Origin of the sequence: Pseudomonas sp. FEN, from assembly GCF_904067045.1 — a bacterium.
In the GTDB taxonomy this organism is placed as follows: Bacteria; Pseudomonadota; Gammaproteobacteria; order Pseudomonadales; family Pseudomonadaceae; genus Aquipseudomonas.
The window spans coordinates 22,517-45,396 of sequence record NZ_CAJFDC010000025.1 but is presented as its reverse complement, the minus strand read 5'-3'; the positions used below and the strand labels follow the sequence as shown (position 1 = coordinate 45,396).

The following is a 22,880-nucleotide window of genomic DNA, read 5'->3' as shown; positions in this document are numbered from 1 at the left end:
AACAAAAACAATAAAGAGGTAAACACCATGAATCAGAAGTGTCGCGTAACACCTTGTCTGGCCATTCAGCAAACTCCAACTCGTTGGATCAAGCTGATTTACACGGTTGCCCTGATAGGTGCTTCAACCACGGCGCTGGCCAATGGCATTGCACTCAATGAAGAAAGCACCAGCAGTGCCGGAACCGCCTATGCGGGACGCTCGTCATCCGCACTGGACGCCAGCACGATATACGGGAACCCCGCCGGATTGACCAAGTTGCCGCGCAGCGAAGTGACCGGCGGAATCGCGCTGCTCTCGATCAAGGACAATATCAGCGACGTCCAGAGCAATGCCACGGGAACGAGCAAAGGCAACTCCGTCCCCTTGGCCGCCATCCCCTTCGCCTATTTCTCAACCCCCCTTGACGAGCGTTTCTCGGCGGGCCTGGGGCTCTATGTTCCATTCGGGCTGATCAATAATTACGAGAGCACCTTCCAGGGCCGCTATTATGGCGCCTATAGCAAGACCCAGGCGATCACCCTGCAACCTACCCTCGCCTACCGAATCAATGATGACTTCTCTATTGGCGGCGGTCCGACCCTGAACCGCTTCGATGCCGAGATGCAGAACAATCTGGCCACCGGCAATTTGAACAACGGCAGAGAGACATTGGTCACCATCAAGGGCAATGACACGGCCATTGGTTATAATATTGGCGTCTTGTTCGACTTGAGCGATGCCACCCGCTGGGGAGTGACCTATCATTCAAAGGTCAGCTATCAGCTCAAGGGACATACCGAGGTTGCCGATGCTCCGGGCGTTCTGGCCTTGAACGGGAAATATGACGCCAGGATAGGTCTTGATACGCCCGAGTCACTGGATACCTCCATCACCCATCATTTCAATGATCGCTGGACCGGCTACCTGGGCACCGTCTGGACACGCTGGAGCCGCCTGGACAAATTCGAGGCCATCAACAGTGGTGTTTCCGCTGCCGGCCAAAGTCTCGGCCTGGACCGTGTCGGCGAGCCCCTGAACTGGCATGACACCTGGTCTACCGCGCTCGGGGCATCCTATCAACTTGACCGGCAGTGGTTGCTGCGCGCGGGTTACGCCTACGACCCCACGCCAGTGCGAAATGCCGATCGCAGCGTCCGAATCCCGGTCGGCAACCGCAACTCCATAGCCCTGGGCGCGGCCTTTTCGCCGAATGCCGAGATGACCATAGACCTTGCATACGGTTATATCTGGGACTCCAATACCTCGGTGAGGCAAACGAATAACTCCGGTCTGCAACCGGGCTATAGTGCCAAATACAATAACAGTGCCAATGAACTGTCGATGCAGTTGACCTATCGTTACTGATCGATAGCACGTCTGTTTCTTACTTGCCGGCAAAGAGGCTGGACAACTCCGACTGCAATCACCCCCGCGATCATGCCAACGGCTGCTTGCATAAAATAGCTCTCCAGCCAATGCTTGATCGCTGGTTTGACAATCCATTCAGGACCATCGTGTATCGCTTCCGCAATAAACGCTCCGCCGACAAAAAACATAGCGATGGTTCCTACCCACGACAATAGTTTCATCAACTTGGGCGCTGCCAATATCAGCCATCCGCCAATCCGGCGAAGCGCCGTCGCGAAATGGCCAGGCTTTGTCATTTTGCGCAGCCGCAGTCCGAGGTCATCAAGCCGGACGATTCCAGCCACCAGACCGTACACGCCAAACGTAACCAGCAGTGAAATCAGCACAAGCGTCGTCAGTTGCTGCACGAAGGGCGCCTCGGCCACCACGTTGAGCGTAATCACCACGATCTCGGCGCTCAGGATAAAGTCGGTGACTATGGCGCCTTTCACCTTCTTCGCCTCGTAGACCTTCGCCTCGACCTCAGTGAATGTCTTCAACTTTCGTGCGTCATCCTGGCGACCATGGGCTGTCAGCTTCTCAATGAGCGACTCGATGCCTTCATAGCAGAGGTAGATCCCTCCAATCACCAGCAGCCAATGTACCAGCGCAGGGGCCAGGTAATTGAGTCCCAGCGCCAATGGGATAAGAATGGCCTTGTTCACCAAGGAGCCTTTGCACACGGCCCACACAACCGGCAGCTCACGATCCGCCTTGAGTTCAACCACCTTCTCGGCGTTCACCGCGAGGTCATCCGTGAGCACACTGGCGGTTTTCTTCACGGCGACTTTGCTCATCACCGATATGTCGTCCAACAACGTTGCGATGTCATCGAACAACGCGAAAAAACTGCTACCTGCCATGGTTTCAACTCCTAGACTTGGCCTACCCGAACGGCGGGCCAAGTATAAGGTTCAGGTGCGTCATCATTCGCTTTTTCTTCAATGCCGCTTTGGGGGGTATTCACTCCACCTGATTTTTATCCAGCGTGCGCAGCTTCTGCGGCAACCCCCACAACAGCAGTGCGACAGCGATCAGCGCGGCGACGCCGATGACGTACAAGGCCGGGGTGGTGCTGCCGGTCAGGTCCTTGATCCGCCCGACCATGACCGGGCTGACGATTCCACCGAACTGGCCGAGGGTGTTGATCACCGCGATCCCGCCAGCCGCACCGGCGCCAGCACCGGCCAACAGTTTTGGCGGCAGGGTCCAGAAGCTGGGGATGGAAGCGATGACCCCGGCACCGAGCAAGCCCAGGGCGACAATCAGGAAGGTCGTGTGGTTGACAAAAATCCCGGCGCAGAAGAACCCCAGCGCCCCCATCGCAACCAGGCCCGCGACAAATTTGCGGCGTTCACCGGTGGCATCGGACAACCGCCCGATCACCACCATGCTGATGGCGCCGCAGATATAGGGAATGGCGGTCAGCAAGCCGATCATCACCGGACTCTCGGTACCAGCGCTACGGATCAGTTGCGGTGCCCAGAAATTCAAGCCGTAGGACGCCACCTGGATCAGGAAATAGATCAGCCCCAGGGTCAGAAACCCCGGAGTACGCAACGCCGCCAGTAGTGCACTGCCGCCTTTGTGGGGCTCGTGCTGGGCGATGCGGCTGGACAGTAGAGTCTTCTCGGTCGGGGTCAGCCAGTGAGCGTCTTCGATGCGGTCCTTGAGTAACTTCAACACCAGTATGCCCAGACCGATGCACGGCACGCCCCCGAGCAGGAACAACCAGTGCCAGCCACGGATCTGCAGCACCCCATCGAGATGTTCCAACACCAATCCAGAGAATGGCGCACCGACCAACCCGGCAAACGCCGACGCGAGAAACAGCATCGAGGTGATACGCCCACGGTAGTGCTGGGGAAACCACAGTGTCAGGTAATACAGCACGCCGGGGGCGAACCCCGCCTCCATGGCCCCGATGACAAAACGTAGTGCATAGAACTGCCATTCGCTGGTGACGAAAACCATGGCCGCCGTGGCCAGCCCCCAGGACATCATGATCCGGGCGATCCAGCGCCGGGCGCCGACTTTGTACAGCATCATATTGCTCGGCACTTCGAACAACACGTAGCCGACCACGAACAACCCGGCACCCAGGCCATAGGCGGTGTCGCTCAGACTCAGATCCGTCTGCAGCTGGAACTTGGCGAAACTGATATTGATGCGGTCGAAAAACGCGAACAGATAGCAGACCATAATCAGCGGCATCAGGCGCCAGGCGACTTTGCTGACCAGGGCTTTCTCGGCGTTGACAGGTGCGGACAAGCTTGCGCTCGCCTCCACCACATTAAGATTAAGGCTCATCGTCATTCTCCAGGCAGACTTCCCGTGGGAGTCCGATTGTTTTTGTTGTCTGGTTCGAGGTTACAGCGCGGCTACGTGGCCCGGCGTCGGGTGCAAATCGCAGTTGCGGCCAGCCTTGGCCACTTGCCCGGGTAATTCATGGCCGAGTAACGCCGGCAATTTTCGCGACATGGCCAACAGATGAGGCAGATCGATACCGGTCGCAATCCCCATTTCATCGCAGAGGTTGACCAAATCTTCCGTACAGATATTTCCCGAGGCCCCCGGTGCGAAGGGGCAGCCGCCGAGCCCGCCCAACGCCGCGTCGAACCGCCGGGCACCGGCCTCGTAGGCGGCCAGCACATTGCACAGGCCGAGGCCACGGGTGTTATGGAAATGCAGGGTCAAGTCCGCAGGCGAAACCCGCTGCACTACCCGGCGCACCAACCGCTCTACCTGCCGTGGATTGGCCATGCCGGTAGTGTCGGCCAGGGTGATGCCCTGAATGCCGAGCTCCTGATAGGCCTCGACGATTTGCAGTACCCGATCCTCATCGATCCTGCCCTCAAACGGGCAACCAAACGTGGTGGCAATGCTGCCGTTGAGGCGTACTTGCGCACCGCGAACGAACTCGACGACCTCGCCGAACGCCGTCAGGGATGCCTCGCAACGCATGCGCATGTTCGCCAGGTTGTGGGTCTGGCTGGCGGACAGCACCAGGTTCAATTCATCGGCGCCAGATTCCAATGCCCGTTGCGCACCTTTCAGGTTGGGGACCAACGCGACATAAATGACCCCGGGCTGCCGGGCAATGCCCTTGAATACCTGCTCGCCATCGCGCAAGGCGGGAATGGCTTTGGGCGACACGAACGAACCGGCTTCGATGCGACTGAACCCGGCCACCGACAGCTGATTGATCAGCGCAATCTTGTCGACGGTTTCAACCCAGGTCGGCTCGATTTGCAAGCCGTCGCGAGGCGAAACCTCCTGGACGATCAGGTTCTGGGAATAGTCAGTGATCATTGCACCACCCCATCGGCTTTCAGCCGTTCGATGTCTGAACCGGTCAGGCCAAGCTCGGCGAGGATGCCGTCGGTGTGCTGACCCAATTGCGGTCCGGACCAGTTGACGCCACCCGGGGTTTCGGAAAGTTTGGGGACGATGCCCGGCATCTTCACCGTGGCGCCGCCGGGCAGCTCGGCGTCGAGCAGCATGTCCCGCGCCTGGTAGTGCGGATCGGCGACGATGTCGGCCACTGAATAGATGCGTCCAGCCGGGACTTCGGCGGCTTCGAGGGCCGACAATACAGCGTTGATCGGCAAGCTGCTGGTCCAATGAGTAATCGCCGCATCGAGCACATTGCTTTGCAGGGCACGACCGTCGTTGTGGGCGAACGCCGGGGCGTCGGCCAGATCACTACGACCGATCACAGTCATCAAGCGCTTGTAGATCGGATCACTGTTGCCAGCGATCACCACATAGGCCCCATCAGCCGTCAGATAGGTATTGGACGGCGCAATGCCGGGTAGAGCACCGCCACTACGCTCGCGGATATGGCCCTGCATGTCGTATTCCGGCACCAGGCTTTCCATGACGTTGAACACGCTTTCGGCCAGTGACACATCCACCACCTGCCCGCCACCCTGGCCGGTCTTGACCCGCAGCAACGACATCAACGCACCGATCACCGCGTGCAACGACGCCAGGGAGTCGCCGAGGCTGACGCCGACCCGCGCGGGTGGTGAACCGGGGTTGCCGGTGGTATAGCGAATCCCGCCCATTGCCTCGCCGATGGCGCCGAAACCCGGACGATCGCGGTACGGGCCAGTCTGGCCATAGCCGGAAATACGCACCAGGGTCAGATCAGGGTTGAGGGCGTGCAGCACGTCCCAGCCCAGGCCAAGTTTTTCCAGGGCTCCAGGGCGCAGGTTTTCGATCAACACGTCAGCGCTGCTCGCCAGGTGCTTGACCAGCTCGATGCCTTCGGCGGATTTCAGGTTCAGCGCCAAGGATTTCTTGTTTCGCGATTGCAGGTACCACCATAGCGAAGTGCCTTGGTGCAGCTTGCGCCACTTGCGCAGGGGATCGCCCTGCCCCATGGCCTCGATCTTGATCACTTCGGCGCCGAATTCGGCGAGTATGCGAGCGGCGAACGGCGCGGCAATCAAGGTGCCGATCTCGATCACCTTGACCGCACTTAGGGGAGAAGTCATCGCGGGGTGCCTCTTGTTCTTGGAATATGGGCCAAGGCTAGAGGACAGAGGGGCAAGGAATCCAACCTTCAATTGGCAACGGCCGTTCGCAAAACGCGAACGCTCGGCGCAGACGCTCCCCAGTCAGGCCGTCCCGCGCAACTGCTCGAACAACAACCGGCTCACCGGCGACAGCGCCGCTTCTTCACGCATCACCAGAATCAACGCACGATCCGACCAGTCATCCGCCAGCGGGACGGCGCGCAACCCCAACGCCCAGCCAAACAGCTCATAGGCCCTGTGCGGCAGGATGCCGATGCCCATGTTGGCCTGGACCATTCGGCACATGGCATCAAAGCCCGGCACATGAATGCGTAGTCGCAGTACCTTGTCAGCCTGGCGAGCGGCGGCATGAGTGCGCATGTTGATGGAACTGGCGGCATGCAGACCAACATAATCACAGTCCAGCGTATCGACAAAAGCCAGGGTCGAACGGCTCGCCAGCGGATGATCGGCAGGCATCAGTACCACCAGTTTGTCCTGTCGGTAAAAAACACTGTGCAGGCCTTTGACGTCACTGTCGCCGGAGCAGATCCCGAGGTCTGCGACACCATCGAGTACGCCCTGGATCACCCCGCTGCTGGGACGCTCTTCGAGGTCGGTCTTGACCTGCGGATGGCGCGCGGAAAAGTCCCGCAGGTCTTCGGGCAGAAACTGAATGATCGCCGACAGATTGGCGAGCATCCGCACGTACCCTCTTACCCCATGACTGTGTTCGCCCAGCTCAAGGCCCATTTTCTCGACGTTGAACAGCATTTGCCGGGCATGGTGCAGCAAGGTTTCGCCCGCAGCGGTCAGGGTCATGCCGTTGGCCTTACGCACAAACAGGCTGATACCCAGCGCCTGCTCCAGCTCCATCAAGCGCTTGCTCGCCGCCGACACCGCAATCATCTCACGGGCGGCGGCGCGGGTCAGCGTGCCCTCCTCGTGGACGGCCACGAACAATTGCAGAGTGATCAGATCCAGACGACGTATCAGACTTTTGTGCAGCATCAAAGGCTCGGTGCGATGGGGTCAGTCGAAGAAACACAGAGTAACGCCAATTCAAGTGGCGCCGGCATGCGCTCAATGAATCGCGGCATTGGCGCCCTGCTGATATTCGCGCGGCGTGCAGCCAAACTCACGCCGGAACACCGTGTGCAGGTATTGCGCCGATTTGAAGCCGCAGTTTTGGGCAATGTCGGCAATCGCCGAATCGGTATTTTCCAGTCCGTTGGCCGCCGCCGCGAGTTTGAAACGCAGGATCTCGTCGTGCACGCTACAACCCCGCTCCTTGCGAAAGTGCGACTCCAGCGATGAACGCGATACCCCCACATAGCCCGCCACCTGCGCGGTCTTGATACCCTGGCAGGCGTATTGGCGGATGAACAGTAGCGCCTGCATGACGTAGGGATTGCCCAACGGTTGATGCAGGCTCGAGGCCTGCACATTGATCGCTTCAGGCGCTACCAGAATCTGCGTGCCCGTGGATGGCATGCCGTGCAGCATCTGATGGAGCAGGCGCGCGGCGGTCCGCCCCATGCTTTCGGTGCCTTGAATCACTGAACTCAGCGGCACCCTGGTCAAGGTCCGGGTCAGTGGATCGTTGTCAATGCCGATCAACGCCACCTGCTCCGGCACGGCGATCCCGGCGGTCAGGCAGGCCTGCAACAGTTGTCGGGCGCGGGCGTCACTGACGGCGATGATGCCGATGGGCTTGGGCAGGCTTTGCAGCCAGGCGATCTGCTGTTCGACGGCACTGTCCCAAAGCGGCGCGCTGGTGCCCATGCCGCGATAGACCTCGGCGTGCAAGCCATCGCGCCGCAGCAACCGGCAAAAGGCTTTCTCCCGCTCCTGCGCCCAGCGATTGGCTTGTGCTTCAGGCAGGCTGAAACAGGCAAAGCGCGTCAATCCGGCCGTGATCAAATGCTCGTAGGCCAGCTTCATCAATGCGTAATTGTCAGTAGCGACATAGGGAATACCCTTCGGATAGGCGCTCCCGTCCTGATAAGACCCGCCCACCGCCACTACTGGCAACTTGATCCCGGCCAGCGCCTCACCAATCAGCGGGTCGTCGAAGTCAGCAATGATCCCATCGCCCTGCCAGCGCTCAATCCCTTTCAAGCGGCAGAGGAAATCCTCTTCAAGGAACAAGTCCCAGGACGCGCGCGTGCTGCTCAAGTAGTTGCCGATACCGCTGATGATGCCACGATCGTAGATCTTGCTGCCATTGAACAACAGTGCAATACGGTGAACGGGCGGGACGGTTTTCATTGTTTTTACCCTGGGCCGATCGATACAGACTAGGCGTGCGAATGACGAATCTCAATACTCAAAATCGAACTGCGCGTTGGTGATTTTCATAATCAGCAGCCACCGGGCCGTTGTTAGTATCGGGATACCGCCAAGAACAACAAGGACATTGCAAATGCCGTTCTTCCCCGATGTCGACAAGATTCGCTACGAAGGCCCCACCAGCGACTCGCCGCTAGCCTTCCGCCACTACGACGCCGACAAGCTGGTCCTCGGCAAACCCATGCGCGAGCACCTGCGCATGGCCGTCTGCTACTGGCACACCTTCGTCTGGCCGGGAGCCGATATGTTCGGCGTCGGCACCTTCAAGCGCCCGTGGCAGCATGTCGGGGATCCGATGGAACTGGCCATCGGCAAGGCCGAGGCGGCCTTCGAGTTCTTCTCCAAGCTGGGTATCGACTACTACAGCTTCCACGACACCGATGTCGCTCCGGAAGGCAACTCGCTGAAGGAGTACCGCAACCACTTCGCACAGATGATCGACCACCTGGAACGCCATCAGGAACAAACCGGGATCAAGCTGCTGTGGGGCACCGCCAACTGCTTCAGCCACCCGCGCTTTGCCGCCGGCGCCGCCAGCAACCCGGATCCGGAGGTGTTCGCCTGCGCCGCCGCCCAGGTGTTCAGTGCCATGAACGCCACCCTGCGTCTCAAAGGGGCCAACTACGTACTGTGGGGCGGTCGTGAAGGTTACGAAACCCTGCTCAATACCGATCTGAAACGCGAACGTGAACAATTGGGCCGCTTCATGCGCATGGTGGTCGAGCACAAGCACAAGATCGGTTTCAAGGGCGACCTGCTGATCGAGCCCAAGCCACAGGAACCGACCAAGCATCAATACGATTATGACAGCGCCACGGTCTTCGGCTTCCTGCAGCAGTTCGGCCTGGAAAACGAGATCAAGGTCAACATCGAGGCCAACCACGCGACCCTGGCCGGGCACAGTTTCCATCACGAGATCGCTACGGCCGTCTCGTTGGGGATCTTCGGCAGCATCGACGCCAACCGCGGCGACCCACAGAACGGCTGGGACACCGACCAGTTCCCCAACAGCGTCGAGGAGATGACCCTGGCCACCTACGAAATCCTCAAGGCCGGTGGTTTCAAGCATGGCGGGTTCAACTTCGACGCCAAGGTCCGACGCCAGAGCGTGGACGAGGTCGATCTGTTCCACGGCCATGTCGCCGCCATGGACGTCCTCGCCCTGGCGCTGGAGCGCGCCGCGGCCATGGTGCAGAACGATCAACTCCAGCAATTCAAGGATCAACGCTACGCCGGCTGGCGGCAGCCGTTCGGTCAAGCGGTACTGGCGGGTGAGTTCAGCCTCGGAGCACTGGCCGAACATGCTTTCGCCAACGAACTGAATCCACAGGCCGTCAGCGGTCGGCAGGAGATGCTCGAAGGTGTGCTGAACCGGTTTATCTACCCCTGACAGCAGGCGAACCCTGGCGTCGCGGTGACATTCTCGCGACAAATCCATGCCCACGGCGCCCGACGACGCTCTAGAGTTCTACCGGCACCTTATTCATTGCCAGGCAGTGTCTTTCAAACAACAATAAAAGGACGCACCACCATGAACACACTCAAACGCACGCTGCTCGCCAGCGCCCTCGCCCTGCTCTCGCTGCCGGTCATGGCCGACGCCGCCCACCCGAAGATCGGTTTCTCCATCGATGACCTGCGTCTGGAGCGCTGGTCACGAGACCGTGATTACTTCGTCGCGGCGGCGGAGAAAATGGACGCCAAAGTCTTCGTGCAGTCGGCCGATGCCAACGAGCAGAAGCAGATTTCGCAGATCGAAAACCTCATTTCCCGCGGCGTCGATGTGATCGTCATCGTGCCGTTCAACGCCACCGTGCTGACCAACGCCGTCGCCGAAGCCAAGAAGGCCGGGATCAAGGTGGTGTCCTATGACCGGCTGATCCTGAACGCCGATATAGACGCCTATATTTCCTTCGATAACGAAAAGGTTGGCGAGATGCAGGCCAAGGGTGTGCTGCACGCGGCGCCCAAGGGCAATTACTTCCTGCTTGGTGGCGCCCCCACGGACAACAACGCCAAGGTCCTGCGCGAAGGGCAGATGAAAGTGCTGCAACCGGCCATCGACAAGGGTGATATCAAGATTGTCGGCCAGCAGTGGGTGAAGGAATGGAACCCCACCGAAGCCCTGAGCATTGTTGAAAATGCCCTGACCCGGAACAACAACAAGATCGATGGCATCGTCGCCTCCAATGATGCCACCGCCGGGGGTGCCATCCAGGCGCTGGCCGCGCAGCAAATGGCCGGAAAGGTGCCGATCTCGGGTCAGGACGCCGACCTGGCGGCGGTCAAGCGGGTGATCGATGGCACCCAGACGATGACCGTCTACAAGCCGCTGAAACTGATCGCCTCCGAAGCCGCCAAGCTCTCGGTGCAACTGGCGCGTAACGAGAAGCCCACTTACAGCTCGCAATACGACAATGGCAGCAAAAAAGTCGACACCATCCTGCTCACCCCGATCCCGTTGACCAAGGACAACATAGACCTGCTGGAAAAGGACGGGTTTTATACCAAGGCGCAGATTGCCGGACAGTGACCCATCGAGCTTTACCCACTCGATTGGAAGCCTGAGCGCAACCCCGTGGGACCCAGTGAAGCATGGTCCCATGGGGTTCTCGACAGGCCAGCCCTGTCGCCCCGCCTGTTGCGTGTGAGTACCTCGTCATGTCCGACTACCTGCTGCAAATGAACGGCATCGTCAAAACCTTCGGTGGCGTCAAAGCCCTGAATGGCATCGACCTCAAGGTCAAACCCGGTGAATGCGTCGGCCTGTGCGGCGAGAATGGCGCCGGCAAATCCACGCTGATGAAAGTCCTCTCGGCGGTCTACCCCTACGGTACCTGGGACGGAGAAATCCTCTGGGACGGACAGCCGCTCAGAGCGCAATCGATCAGCGAAACCGAAGCCGCCGGGATCGTCATCATTCACCAGGAGCTGACCCTGGTCCCCGATCTGTCGGTCGCCGAAAACATCTTCATGGGTCACGAGCTGACGCTGCCCGGCGGGCGCATGAACTACCCGGCGATGATCCACCGCGCCGAAAGCCTGATGCGTGAACTCAAAGTGCCGGACATGAACGTATCGCTACCGGTGTCACAGTACGGCGGTGGCTACCAGCAACTGGTGGAAATCGCCAAGGCGCTGAACAAGCAAGCGCGCCTGCTGATCCTCGATGAGCCCTCATCGGCGCTGACCCGTTCGGAAATCGAAGTGCTGCTGGACATCATTCGCGACCTCAAGGCCAAGGGCGTTGCCTGCGTCTATATCTCCCACAAACTCGATGAAGTGGCCGCCGTGTGCGACACCATTTCAGTGATCCGCGATGGCAAACACATCGCCACTACCGCCATGGCGAACATGGACATTCCGAGGATCATCACCCAGATGGTCGGACGGGAAATGAGCAATCTCTACCCCACCGAACCCCATGCCGTCGGCGAGGTGATTTTCGAGGCGCGTCATGTCACCTGCTACGACGTCGACAACCCCAAGCGCAAACGGGTCGACGATATTTCGTTCGTCCTCAAGCGCGGGGAAATCCTCGGCATCGCCGGGCTGGTCGGCGCCGGGCGCACGGAACTGGTGTCAGCGCTGTTCGGCGCCTACCCCGGGCGCCACGAAGGTGAGGTCTGGCTGGACGGCCAACCGATCGACACACGCACGCCCCTCAAGGCCATCCGCGCCGGCCTGTGCATGGTCCCGGAAGACCGCAAGCGCCAAGGCATCATTCCTGACCTGGGGGTCGGCCAGAACATCACCCTGGCCGTCCTGGACAACTACTCGAAAATGACCCGCATCGATGCTGAAGCCGAACTGGGCAGCATCGACCGGGAAATCTCGCGCATGCACCTCAAGACCGCGAGTCCGTTCCTGCCGATCACCAGCCTCTCCGGCGGCAATCAGCAAAAAGCCGTGCTGGCGAAGATGCTCATGACCAAACCCCGCGTACTGATTCTCGATGAACCCACCCGAGGCGTGGATGTCGGCGCCAAGTATGAGATCTACAAGCTGATGGGGGCGCTGGCGGCCGAAGGCGTGTCGATCATCATGGTGTCCTCGGAGCTGGCCGAAGTACTGGGGGTTTCCGACCGTGTCCTGGTGATCGGCGAAGGCCAGTTGCGCGGCGACTTCATCAACCATGAGCTCACCCAGGAACGGGTGCTCGCCGCCGCGCTCAGCCATGGCCATAACAATAATGATCGGAAAACCGCGTAGATGAATCAGCTCAAACTCATTTTCAGCCGCTACAAAATGCTCGCGCTGGTGATCGCCGTGGCGATCATCTGGCTGTTCTTCAGTTGGCAAACCGACGGCGGGTTTGTGACCCCGCGCAACCTCTCCAACCTGCTGCGGCAGATGTCCATCACCGGGATTCTCGCCTGCGGCATGGTGCTGGTGATCATCAGCGGCGAGATCGATTTGTCCGTGGGCTCATTGCTGGGCCTGCTGGGCGGCCTGGCGGCGATTCTCGACGTGATCCATCACTTGCCGCTGTTGGCGAATCTGGGCGTGGTCGCCCTGTGCGGGTTGGCGATTGGCTTGGGCAACGGTTTTATGACCGCCTACCTGCGCATCCCGTCGTTTATTGTAGGGCTGGGGGGCATGCTGGCGTTTCGCGGAATCCTGCTGGGGATTACCGGCGGTACCACCATTGCCCCGGTATCACCGCCGCTGGTCTACATCGGCCAGGGTTATTTGCCCCATACGCTAGGAATGGTTCTCGGCGTACTGCTGTTCGCCCTGACACTTTTCCTGACCTGGAAACAGCGACGCAACCGCGCCCTGCATGGCTTGGCGGCCCACTCACTGGTGCGTGACGTGTTGCGCGTGGTGTTGATCGGCGCGGTGCTGGCCGGGTTCGTCCAGACCCTCAACAGCTACGATGGCATCCCGGTTCCCGTGCTGCTTCTGCTGATGCTGCTTGGCGTGTTCAGCTACGTGACCAGCCAGACTGTGTTCGGACGACGCGTCTACTCGGTAGGCAGCAACATGGAAGCCACGCGCCTGTCTGGCATCAACGTACAGGCAGTGAAGCTGTGGATCTTCGGCATCATGGGCGTGATGTGCGCCCTCGCCGGCGTGGTCAACACCGCGCGCCTGGCCGCGGGCTCGCCCTCGGCCGGAAACATGGGCGAACTCGATGCCATCGCCGCCTGCTTCATCGGCGGCACCTCCATGCGCGGCGGCTCCGGCACCGTTTACGGCGCCCTCCTCGGCGCGCTGGTCATCACCAGCCTGGACAACGGCATGTCCATGCTCGACGTAGACAGTTACTGGCAGATGATTGTCAAAGGCAGCATTCTGGTGCTGGCCGTATGGGTCGATGTGAGTACCCGGAGCGGACGACGCTGATCTGAAAGGCCCAACAACCATCCCACGGATCAGGCTGCTTGCACCGTGACCCGATGCTATTCACCCAGTCCCGCGATACCCAGGCGCCGGGGCTGGACCGGTCGCCGTGAGCAGCACCCGCTTGCCCTGCGTGCTCATGCCGCTTCCAACCTGGCCGTGGCGGTGGCAGCCGTTTTCTGTGTCCTTCCCAGCATCGCGGCGGGAATCGTCAAGATCAGCCCGCCGCTGATAAACAGACACAGAGCCAGCACGTAGGTGCCGTTATTGATATTGCCGGTGAGGTTCTCGGCCACGGCGGTGATCATCGACCCAGTGAAGCCGGACAGGTTGCCGATGGCATTGATCATGCCGATACCCGCCGCGGCCGCGACACCCGACAGCACCGTCCCCGGAAGCGTCCAGAAAATCGGCATGAGGCTGAGGATCCCCGAAGCGGCAACACTGAGGAACAGCACGGACAAGACCAGGTTGTTGGCGAAAAAGGCACTCAGGATCAGCCCGACGCCACCAATGAAAGCGGGAATCGCCGCGTGCATGCGGCGTTCACCGGTGCGGTTGGAGTGTCGTGCATTGAGTAACATCGCAACCATGGCGATCGAATAGGGAATCGCGGTGAGGAGGCCGATATGCAAGTTGTTGGTGATGCCCGCGCTCTTGATGATCGACGGCATCCAAAACGCCAGGCCGTAAAAGCCGGTGTTGAAGCTCAGCAGGATCAGCACCAGCAACCACACCCGCGAATTGAAGAACACCTCGCTCAGGCGTGTCGCCTTACCCTGGTTATCGGTCTGCAGATTGGCCTTGAGCAAGGCTTTTTCCGCGGCTGAAAGCCATTTGGCCGAGTCGATGTTGTTGGCCAGGCAGACGATCACAATGAAGGCCATGATCACCGAGGGAATGCCCTCGGCGAGCAACATCCATTGCCAGCCGGACATTCCGCGCACGCCTTGCATGCTGTTCATCAGCCAACCGGAGAGTATCCCACCCAGGGTCAGGCTGACCGGCAGGGCCATCAGGAAACCGGACATCACCCGGCTTTGTCGATGGGTAGGAAACCAATAATTGAGGTACAGGATCACGCCCGGGAAAAAGCCGGCTTCACAGATGCCCAGCAGGAAACGCAGCACGTAGAACATCGTGCTCGATTCGATGTGAAAAAACGCCGCCAGCGGCACGGTGAAGGCCACGGCCATGGAAATCAGCGCCCAGCTCAACATGATGCGGGCGATCCAGAAGCGCGCGCCGAAGCGATGCAGCAACAGGTTGCTGGGGACTTCGAACAGGAAATAGCCCCAGAAGAACATACTGGCGCCCAGGGCGTAGACCGTGTTGCTGAAGTGCAGCTCGTTGAGCATGTCCAGCTTGGCAAAACCGATGTTGACGCGGTCCAGATAGGCCGCCATGTAGCACAGGAGCAGGACGGGAAGTGTTCGCCAGATGACCTTGCGGTAGATCTTGTCTTCAACATCGAGTTCGCCGGCTTGCGCCTGCGCGGGCAAATGTTCGGAGATCGTTTGCATAAAGGTAACCCCTTGGCATGTGGACATGCCTGATTGTTTTTATCGAATGGATCTGGCACCACGGTGGCCGGGCCAAAGACTCCCATGGCAGCAATTCGGCGGCGCGAGGATCGCCACGGCCAGCCGTTCCGTAGTGGCCATGTACTCGCTGTGAGCGGTTTGGCCGGACAGTTCGGGCGTGACTGTCTCCCGGCCCGGATTGGAATCTGCTCAGTACTCTACTGCCGCGGATCGATTCTTTCCCAATGGCATTTTTGGATTAACCGATAACGAATCGTTATCGAAAATCCCCAACAACTCTTCCATTTCAACCGGCCTGATCGCTTGCCAAGCGGGCGTTATCCTTCAGTATTTCGGCAAACTCCAGCGCCGCCCCCAGCAGATGTTCGCCCTTGCGCGTGAGGATGCCGTAGTCCTGTGGCACCAGGTGCAACGGCGTATCCAGGATTTTCAGCTGGCCGCTGTCGATCAGCGGATGGACCATGGCCTCCGGCAACATGCCGATCATTGGCCCACGCTGTAGAACCTGCAGGAAGGTTTGCATGGAAATGGTATCGACGGTGTTCCTCGGCATGGCCACCCCGGCCTCGGCGAATGCCAGCTCCATGCGCCCGCGAATCGGCGTGCCGACCGGATAGAGAATCCACGGCAAGTCCACCAACTGCTGCAACGAGGAAGGACCGGCAGCGGCCAGCGGATGACGGCTGTTGACCACGATGCAGAACGGCTCAGGGGCCAGGGGCTGGAAGTCATAGCGTTGCTGCTGGCCTTGATCGGTGAAACGGGCGACCGCCAGATCGAGTTTCTTCTCTTCGAGCATCTCCATCAGGTGATTGCTGGTCTGCTCCACCACTTCGATCGACAACAACGGCCAGCGTTGCTTGATCTGGAGAATGGCCTCGGGCAACGCGACCGCCGTGGCGGCGAAAATCCCACCGACCTTCAGATGACCATGGCCACCCTCGCGCAGGCTGCTGATCTGCTCGACGAACGAGCGTGCATCGTTCAAGGCAATCTGCGCATAGCGCAGCACATGCTCGCCCAGGTCCGTGGGTGGCATGCTCCGCGGTTGCCGTTCGAACAGGGCAAAGCCCAGCAAGCTTTCGATTTCCTTGAGCATCTTGCTGATGGCCGGTTGACTGAGGTTCATCTGCTGAGCCGCCAGATGCATGTTGCGCGTGCGCCCCAAGGTGTCGATCAACAGCAGATGCCTGAATTTAAGCCAGCCGCAGACGCTGGAGAATGACAGTTCCGACATAAGTGCTCCTCGGGACAACGATAACCAACCGTTATTGATTACTGAAAATATCTCATTGGAGTTTATCGACTGGGACCCCTAGCGTGAAGGCTTTACGAACCAGGAAGATGCGCCATGTCGATACTGCTTACTCCCGAAAACACACTGCCGGTCGATGGCGTGGCCGGCACGCTGATCGGCCGCGCCTGGGTTCCGGGCCGGATTGCCGGGCCTTCGCCGATCGTCCTGCGCAGCGATGGCGTGTTCGATCTGTCGGCCCGCTTCGCGACCCTGAGCGACTTGCTGGAATCCGAATCCCCACTGCAGGCCGTGCGGCAGACGCCCGGCACTTTCATTGCCAGTCTCGAAACCCTGCTGGCCAATACCGGCTCCAATCCCGATCCGTCCTTGCCCTACCTGTTGCCGCCCCTGGACTTGCAAGTGATCAAGGCCGCCGGGGTCACTTTCGCCGCCAGCATGATCGAGCGAGTGATCGAGGAACAGGCCGGTGGTGACGCCGCCAAAGCCGAAGCAGTACGGGCAACCGTGCAAGGCGTGATCGGTGACAACCTGCGCGCGATCGTTCCCGGCTCCAGCCAGGCCATGCAATTGAAAGCCTTGCTGATCGAACAGGGCCTGTGGTCCCAGTACCTGGAGGTGGGCATCGGCCCGGACGCGGAAATCTTCACCAAGGCACCGATCCTGGCCGCCGTGGGCAGCGGCAGCCAGATTGGCATTCATCCTGGCTCGCAGTGGAACAATCCGGAACCGGAAGTCGTTCTGGCCGTGAACAGCCGTGGCCGGATCCACGGCGCGACGCTGGGTAATGACGTCAACCTGCGCGACTTCGAAGGACGTAGCGCGTTGTTGCTGAGCAAAGCCAAGGACAATAATGCGTCCTGCGCCATCGGGCCCTTCGTTCGCCTGTTCGACGAGCATTTCAGCCTGGATGATGTTCGCGCTTGCGTGATCGACCTCCAGGTACAAGGCGAGGACGGTTACCGGATGCACGGTTCAAGCTCGATGAGTCAGATCAGCCGCGACCCACAGGACCTGGCCAGCCAGACCCTCAACGGCAATCACCAATACCCCGACGGCTTCCTGCTGTTTCTCGGTACGCTGTTCGCCCCGACCGAGGACCGCGATCATGTCGGCAGCGGTTTTACCCACAAACTGGGAGATCAGGTCAGGATCAGCAGCCCGCTGCTCGGCAGTCTGCACAACCAGGTCACCCACAGCTGCGACGCCGCCCCCTGGACCTTTGGCGTCGGTGCGTTGTTGCGCAATCTGGCGGCGCGCGATCTGCTCGCACGTTGAGACCGTCGCAGGTCATCGATTCAACCCACTACAAGAGAGAAATGAATCATGAGTGACACCCTCAAACGCCCTTTGCGCAGCGAACAATGGTTCAACGACCCTGCCCACGCCGATATGACCGCCCTGTATGTCGAACGCTATATGAACTACGGGATGACCCGCGACGAGTTGCAGTCGGGGCGCCCCATCATCGGCATTGCCCAGACCGGCAGCGACCTGACGCCCTGCAACCGTCACCACCTGGAACTCGCACAACGGGTCAAGGCCGGCATTCGGGATGCCGGAGGCATTCCCATGGAGTTCCCGGTGCATCCTATCGCCGAGCAGTCCCGCCGGCCGACCGCGGCACTCGACCGCAACCTGGCTTATTTGGGGCTGGTGGAGATCCTCCATGGCTACCCCCTGGACGGCGTGGTACTCACCACCGGTTGCGACAAGACCACCCCCGCCTGCCTGATGGCCGCCGCAACCACCAACCTGCCGGCCATTGTCCTGTCGGGCGGGCCGATGCTCGACGGTCACCACAAGGGTGAACTGATCGGCTCCGGCACCGTACTCTGGCACGCGCGCAAACTGATGGCCGCCGGGGAGATCAACTACGAAGGCTTCATGGAAATGACCACCGCCGCCTCGCCGTCGATCGGTCACTGCAACACCATGGGCACCGCTCTCTCGATGAACGCCCTCGCCGAAGCCCTGGGCATGTCGTTGCCCGGTTGCGCCAGCATTCCCGCGCCGTATCGCGAGCGCGGGCAGATGGCCTATGCCACGGGCAAGCGCATTTGCGAACTGGTCCGTCAAGACGTCAGGCCTTCGCAGATCATGACTCGCCAAGCCTTCGAAAACGCGATTGCCGTCGCCTCGGCCCTGGGCGCTTCGAGCAACTGCCCACCGCACCTGATTGCCATTGCCCGCCATATGGGCGTTGAACTGAGCCTGGACGACTGGCAGCGCATCGGCGTGGATGTGCCGCTATTGGTCAACTGCATGCCCGCCGGCAAATACCTCGGCGAAGGTTTCCACCGCGCCGGCGGGGTACCGGCCGTCATGCACGAACTGCAAAAGGCCGGACGCCTGCACGAACACTGTGCCACGGTCAGCGGCAAGAGCATTGGCGAGATTGTCACGGCCACCGCCAGCAGCAACACCGACGTCATCCTGCCCTACGACGCGCCACTCAAGCACAGCGCCGGTTTTATCGTGCTGAGCGGCAATTTCTTTGACAGCGCGATCATGAAAATGTCGGTGGTCGGTGAAGCCTTTCGCAAGACCTACCTGTCCGAACCCGGCGCGGAAAACAGCTTCGAAGCGCGGGCCATTGTCTTTGAAGGGCCGGAGGATTACCACGCACGCATCAACGACCCAGCCCTGGATATCGACGAGCGTTGCATCCTGGTGATTCGCGGCGCCGGCACCGTGGGCTACCCCGGCAGCGCCGAAGTCGTGAACATGGACCCACCCGCGGCGCTGATCAAACGCGGTATAGATTCCCTGCCTTGCCTGGGCGACGGCCGTCAGAGCGGCACGTCGGCAAGTCCGTCGATCCTCAACATGTCTCCGGAAGCGGCAGTCGGGGGTGGCCTGGCGTTGCTGAAAACCAACGACCGGCTGCGGGTTGACCTCAATGCCCGCTCGGTGAACCTGCTGGTGGACGAAGACGAAATGGCCCGTCGCCGAGCGGACTGGACGCCAAGCTTTCCGCCCTCGCAAACGCCCTGGCAGGAGCTGTATCGGCAACTGGTCGGGCAACTGTCCACGGGCGGCTGTCTGGAGCCCGCCACCCTGCATCTCAACGTCATCGCCCGTAGCGGTGAGCCACGCCACTCCCACTGACAACGGCAAGCCTTCGGCGAATTCTCAGGCAAGGCCTGCGGGCCTCTGGCATGGGCAGGCATGCCAGAGACCTAACCCGCGGCCGAACGCCGCTGCTGTGACGCACTCTCAAGCGCTCGCTCGGCAATGTACCGCACCAGATACTGCGCGTCTCGCGCCACGCCCGAGAAACGCCCCGAGCCCCACGTGTATAACCATGGCAATCCGAGGAAGTACAAGCCCGGCTGCGCTGTCACTCCCCGTTGATGACCCGGATGCCCGCGCCCGTTGAACACCGGCGCCTCGACCCAACTGAAATCCGGACTGAAGCCAATGCACCAGATGATGCTGGTGATACCTTCCTCCTTGAGAGCCAAATCGCCACGCTCCGGCCCAGGTGCCCAAACCGGCAGGTAAACTCCGCCCGGCGGAGCAACAATCGAATGTTCTTCGATATATTTGTCGATTGAGGCATTGATCCGGTTATAGACCGCATCCGCGCTGTCCAGGCTCTCGCTCAGGTTCTTGGCAAAGTGCAACCGATCACCTTGCAGCTCCTCAAGCCGCCCCAACAACTCCATCCCTTCACGCGCGAAGCTGCGCAGATCGATGTCACGTCCACCATCGCGCCCCGTGACGTAGTGGTTGGTATTATCGCGCACGCCTTCACGCAAAGGATGTGTGTCCACGCCGATCTCGTAGTAACCCATCTGCGCCAGCCAATCAACCACGTCCTTGCCGCGGTAGAACCGCGCGCAACGCGGCGCATCACCCACCGCCAGATAAACCTTGCGACCGGCCAAGTGCAGATCTTCGGCAATTTGCGCACCCGACTGCCCCGAACCGACCACCAGCACATTGCCGGCGGGCAAGGCTTGCGGATTGCGATACTGCTCGGAGTGAATCTGCTGAATGTCTGCCGGCAAGCGCTCGGCCAGGCGCGGGATGATCGGCGTGTGATAGCCACCGGAGGCGACGATCACCTGATCGGCGCTGAACTCGCCCTGGGAGGTGTGCACCTTGAAACCACCGGCGGCGCGCGGGACCACACGCTGCACCGTAACACCTTCGCGGACCGGGGCGTTGACCGACTGGACGAAGCCGGCGAGGTATTGGTTGATCTCGTCCTTTTTCATGAATCCGTGAGGATCGCTGCCCTTGAAATCATCTGTATAGGTGTAGCCCGGCAACGCGCACTGCCAGTTGGGCGTCACCAGGCTGAACGCATCCCAGCGCTGGTCGCGCCAGGTGTGGGTCAGGCTATGTTTTTCCAGGAGCAGATGATCGATACCTTGCTGCTGCAGGTAATAGCTGGCGGATAATCCGGCCTGCCCACCGCCGACGACGATCACGCTGTGATGGGGAGGTTTGATTGAGGTGAGTTGGCTGGTCATGGGATGCTCCGGTACTCGGTAACGAAAAGGGTTACATGAAAAAATCGATGAATCAGAATGAACTCCAGCCGGTTCCGAGCACCTGGCCGGCGCCCTCGATACGCATGCTGAGAATCTCCACCTGCCCGCTGGCGTGGGTTGGCTCGACGAAATAGCTGGCCTGGCCCTTGAGCGAGCTCAAGGTGTCCATGGCCGAACTGCAATAGAAGCCCTTGACCTGCTTGACCCGCTCCGAGGCATTGTTCAAGGCGTTTTCGATTCGCTGCAGAAAATCCGGCAATGAATAACTGACGCCCTCCTCCAGATATTGGTAAATCACGGTCGAAGGCGAATAGCCGGTCGCTTCCTTGCCATTGGGCCAACGAATTCTGAAATTGACGGCGGGCATGTCAGTGCTCCTGTTGCTTGAGATTCAAAGGGGTCAGGTCGATATCGGGGTAGCTGAAGCCGGTAAACGCCTGCTCATGCAGGTTCCAGAATTCTGCGCGTTGCTCGCCGACCCGCACGTTCAGCACGCCGCTGGAATCGACCCAGCCGAGGCGCTCGCAACGCACCCCTTCGAAGGCGAACGCGGTCTGTACTTGCGCCCAGTCACGCGCCTCCAGCGTCATCAAAAAGCCGTAGCTGGGGAACACCTGCAACCACCGAGCGAGGTCGGCATCCGGCGGGCACGGCAGCGCATTCAAATCGATCGTCGCACCGCAGCCGCGGGTTTCCAGCAGCATCAACAAGCTGCCGAGTACTCCGGCGTTGCTGATGTCTTTGGCTGCGTACAACAGTTCGGCTTCGGCCAGTCGCGGCAGCACTTCGAGTTTGCTGCGCAGGCGTTCAGCCGGTACGCCTTCGAAGGCTTTCCAGTAAGTGCTATCGGCATGCCAATACCCTTCAAGGTCCACCGCCATGGCAATGACCTGGCCGGGAGCGACATGCAAGGTCGAGAGTAATTTGTGGGCCGTGCCGGTAATCGCCACCGCCAGAACGGTCGGGTTACCCACCACGAGACTGGTATGCCCGCCGGCCAGCAACAAGCCATAGGCTTCGCAGGCCGCACGAATACCCGCCAACAGTTCGCGGGCGGCGCCGTTGTCGTGATGCCAGAAAGCATCGACCACCGCCGTGGCACGCCCGCCCATGGCGGTGATGTCGCTGACATTGGCCATGACCGCCGACCAGCCGGCAAACCATGGCGCCACCTCAACAAAGACCGGCAACATGCCTTCGATGGCCAGCAGCTGAAAATGATCGCCACAGGCAATGGCGGCGGTGTCATCGCCAGGCAAGGCATAAAGCTGCTCGCGGCTCAGCGATGGCTTTGCCCCTCCGATAACGGCGACAGGCTGCTGGATCGCTTGTTTCGAACGCATTGCCGGCGTACCGCGCAAGGTGTCGAGCAGCACCGTCAAATCCAGAATGTCATTCATGACGAGCCACCTTCAACGCACGCAATGAGACCTGACGCGGCATCAGCGGGTAGCTCGGTAAATCCGCCTGCATCAAACAATGCGGCTGCCCGAGCAACTCCAGTTGTTCGAGGGTTTGCCAGCGCAAGCCATGGAAATAGACTTCGTTCTGCGCCTGCACGGTCGCGCGAAAGACCTCGCAGCCCAGGTCCTTGGCCAGTGACACCGCCTCGTTGACCAAGGCCTTGCCGATCATACTGTGCCGCCGATACGCCGGTGCCACACACAACCGGCCACCAAACCACAGGCCCGGCTCGGGCTGATAAATGCGCACCGCGCCCACCACCTGATCGCAGATCCCGCAATTGCTGGCCAGGGCGACGATGGCGATTGCCTGGAAATCATGGCGGTCCTTGTCCTGCGCCAGCAGTTGCTGCTCATCGGAGAACACCGAACGCCGCAGGGCGAAATAGGCCTGTTTCTCCCAGTTCTCGCTGGCGGGTTTGACCACCAGTTCAGCGGCTCGAAACGGTTCGAAGGTGCTGTCGACCAAGGCAAAGGCGAGATTCGGCATGAGGATTCTCCGG

General features: G+C 60.3%; 19 protein-coding genes. 7 read left to right on the top strand and 12 right to left on the bottom strand.

The window, feature by feature from the left end:
- The first annotated feature begins 27 nt into the window (after window positions 1-27).
- Entirely contained in the window at window positions 28-1,347 is a 1,320-nt protein-coding gene (locus PFEN_RS21715; RefSeq protein ID WP_191488771.1) for an OmpP1/FadL family transporter, read from the top strand.
- Here the strand turns inward: PFEN_RS21715 and PFEN_RS21710 are convergent.
- The 6 genes from PFEN_RS21710 to PFEN_RS21685 all read right to left on the bottom strand — a co-directional run bounded on the left by PFEN_RS21710 (window position 1,341) and on the right by PFEN_RS21685 (window position 8,183).
- On the bottom strand, window positions 1,341-2,252 hold the full coding sequence (locus tag PFEN_RS21710; protein ID WP_191488770.1) for a DUF808 domain-containing protein: 912 nt from the start codon (window positions 2,250-2,252) through the stop codon (window positions 1,341-1,343). The two genes, PFEN_RS21715 and PFEN_RS21710, sit on opposite strands and share 7 nt — an antisense overlap.
- A gap of 100 nt (window positions 2,253-2,352) precedes the next feature.
- A complete protein-coding gene (locus PFEN_RS21705) occupies window positions 2,353-3,699 on the bottom strand; it encodes an MFS transporter (RefSeq protein WP_191488769.1) in 1,347 nt (448 codons plus the stop codon).
- 60 nt (window positions 3,700-3,759) lie between these two features.
- Complete coding sequence (locus PFEN_RS21700) at window positions 3,760-4,701, bottom strand: hydroxymethylglutaryl-CoA lyase (RefSeq protein ID WP_191488768.1); 942 nt, start codon at window positions 4,699-4,701, stop codon at window positions 3,760-3,762.
- Window positions 4,698-5,891, bottom strand: coding sequence for a CaiB/BaiF CoA transferase family protein (locus tag PFEN_RS21695; protein WP_191488767.1), 1,194 nt, complete (start codon window positions 5,889-5,891; stop codon window positions 4,698-4,700). The genes PFEN_RS21700 and PFEN_RS21695 overlap by 4 nt, the downstream gene beginning before the upstream one ends.
- 123 nt (window positions 5,892-6,014) lie before the next feature.
- On the bottom strand, window positions 6,015-6,923 hold the full coding sequence (locus PFEN_RS21690) for a LysR family transcriptional regulator (RefSeq protein WP_191488766.1): 909 nt from the start codon (window positions 6,921-6,923) through the stop codon (window positions 6,015-6,017).
- A 72-nt stretch (window positions 6,924-6,995) separates the two neighbouring features.
- Complete coding sequence (locus tag PFEN_RS21685) at window positions 6,996-8,183, bottom strand: XylR family transcriptional regulator (RefSeq protein ID WP_191488765.1); 1,188 nt, start codon at window positions 8,181-8,183, stop codon at window positions 6,996-6,998.
- Between the two features lie 154 nt (window positions 8,184-8,337).
- Here PFEN_RS21685 and xylA point away from each other — a divergent pair, with 154 nt between their 5' ends.
- The 4 genes from xylA to PFEN_RS21665 all read left to right on the top strand — a co-directional run bounded on the left by xylA (window position 8,338) and on the right by PFEN_RS21665 (window position 13,613).
- On the top strand, window positions 8,338-9,654 hold the full coding sequence (gene xylA, locus PFEN_RS21680) for a xylose isomerase (RefSeq protein WP_191488764.1): 1,317 nt from the start codon (window positions 8,338-8,340) through the stop codon (window positions 9,652-9,654).
- Window positions 9,655-9,795: 141 nt separating this feature from the next.
- On the top strand, window positions 9,796-10,797 hold the full coding sequence (gene xylF, locus PFEN_RS21675; RefSeq protein ID WP_191488763.1) for a D-xylose ABC transporter substrate-binding protein: 1,002 nt from the start codon (window positions 9,796-9,798) through the stop codon (window positions 10,795-10,797).
- 128 nt (window positions 10,798-10,925) lie between these two features.
- The gene (xylG, locus tag PFEN_RS21670; RefSeq protein ID WP_191488762.1) at window positions 10,926-12,476 is read left to right on the top strand and encodes a D-xylose ABC transporter ATP-binding protein; all 1,551 of its coding nucleotides are present in this window, start codon (window positions 10,926-10,928) and stop codon (window positions 12,474-12,476) included.
- Complete coding sequence (locus PFEN_RS21665; protein ID WP_191488761.1) at window positions 12,477-13,613, top strand: sugar ABC transporter permease; 1,137 nt, start codon at window positions 12,477-12,479, stop codon at window positions 13,611-13,613.
- A 134-nt stretch (window positions 13,614-13,747) separates the two neighbouring features.
- On the opposite strand, the gene PFEN_RS21660 is transcribed toward PFEN_RS21665, so the two are convergent.
- Both PFEN_RS21660 and PFEN_RS21655 read right to left on the bottom strand, forming a co-directional pair.
- Window positions 13,748-15,133, bottom strand: coding sequence for an MFS transporter (locus PFEN_RS21660; protein WP_191488760.1), 1,386 nt, complete (start codon window positions 15,131-15,133; stop codon window positions 13,748-13,750).
- A gap of 307 nt (window positions 15,134-15,440) precedes the next feature.
- Entirely contained in the window at window positions 15,441-16,391 is a 951-nt protein-coding gene (locus PFEN_RS21655) for a LysR family transcriptional regulator (protein WP_191488759.1), read from the bottom strand.
- 114 nt (window positions 16,392-16,505) lie between these two features.
- Here PFEN_RS21655 and PFEN_RS21650 point away from each other — a divergent pair, with 114 nt between their 5' ends.
- Together PFEN_RS21650 and PFEN_RS21645 are read left to right on the top strand one after the other, a co-directional pair.
- Window positions 16,506-17,687 (top strand): fumarylacetoacetate hydrolase family protein, encoded by a 1,182-nt coding sequence (locus PFEN_RS21650; RefSeq protein WP_191488758.1) that lies wholly within the window; start codon window positions 16,506-16,508, stop codon window positions 17,685-17,687.
- Window positions 17,688-17,735: 48 nt separating this feature from the next.
- Complete coding sequence (locus PFEN_RS21645; protein ID WP_191488757.1) at window positions 17,736-19,520, top strand: IlvD/Edd family dehydratase; 1,785 nt, start codon at window positions 17,736-17,738, stop codon at window positions 19,518-19,520.
- Window positions 19,521-19,591: 71 nt separating this feature from the next.
- Here the strand turns inward: PFEN_RS21645 and PFEN_RS21640 are convergent, their stop codons facing one another.
- The 4 genes from PFEN_RS21640 to PFEN_RS21625 are packed head-to-tail and all read right to left on the bottom strand — an operon-like array spanning window position 19,592 to window position 22,867.
- Window positions 19,592-20,893 (bottom strand): MSMEG_0569 family flavin-dependent oxidoreductase, encoded by a 1,302-nt coding sequence (locus PFEN_RS21640; protein WP_191488756.1) that lies wholly within the window; start codon window positions 20,891-20,893, stop codon window positions 19,592-19,594.
- Between the two features lie 52 nt (window positions 20,894-20,945).
- Complete coding sequence (locus tag PFEN_RS21635; RefSeq protein ID WP_191488755.1) at window positions 20,946-21,281, bottom strand: MSMEG_0570 family nitrogen starvation response protein; 336 nt, start codon at window positions 21,279-21,281, stop codon at window positions 20,946-20,948.
- 1 nt (window position 21,282) lies between these two features.
- On the bottom strand, window positions 21,283-22,314 hold the full coding sequence (locus tag PFEN_RS21630; protein WP_191488754.1) for a sll0787 family AIR synthase-like protein: 1,032 nt from the start codon (window positions 22,312-22,314) through the stop codon (window positions 21,283-21,285).
- Window positions 22,307-22,867, bottom strand: a complete 561-nt coding sequence (locus PFEN_RS21625; protein WP_191488753.1) for an MSMEG_0567/Sll0786 family nitrogen starvation N-acetyltransferase — start codon at window positions 22,865-22,867, stop codon at window positions 22,307-22,309. The genes PFEN_RS21630 and PFEN_RS21625 overlap by 8 nt, the downstream gene beginning before the upstream one ends.
- Window positions 22,868-22,880: the final 13 nt, after the last annotated feature.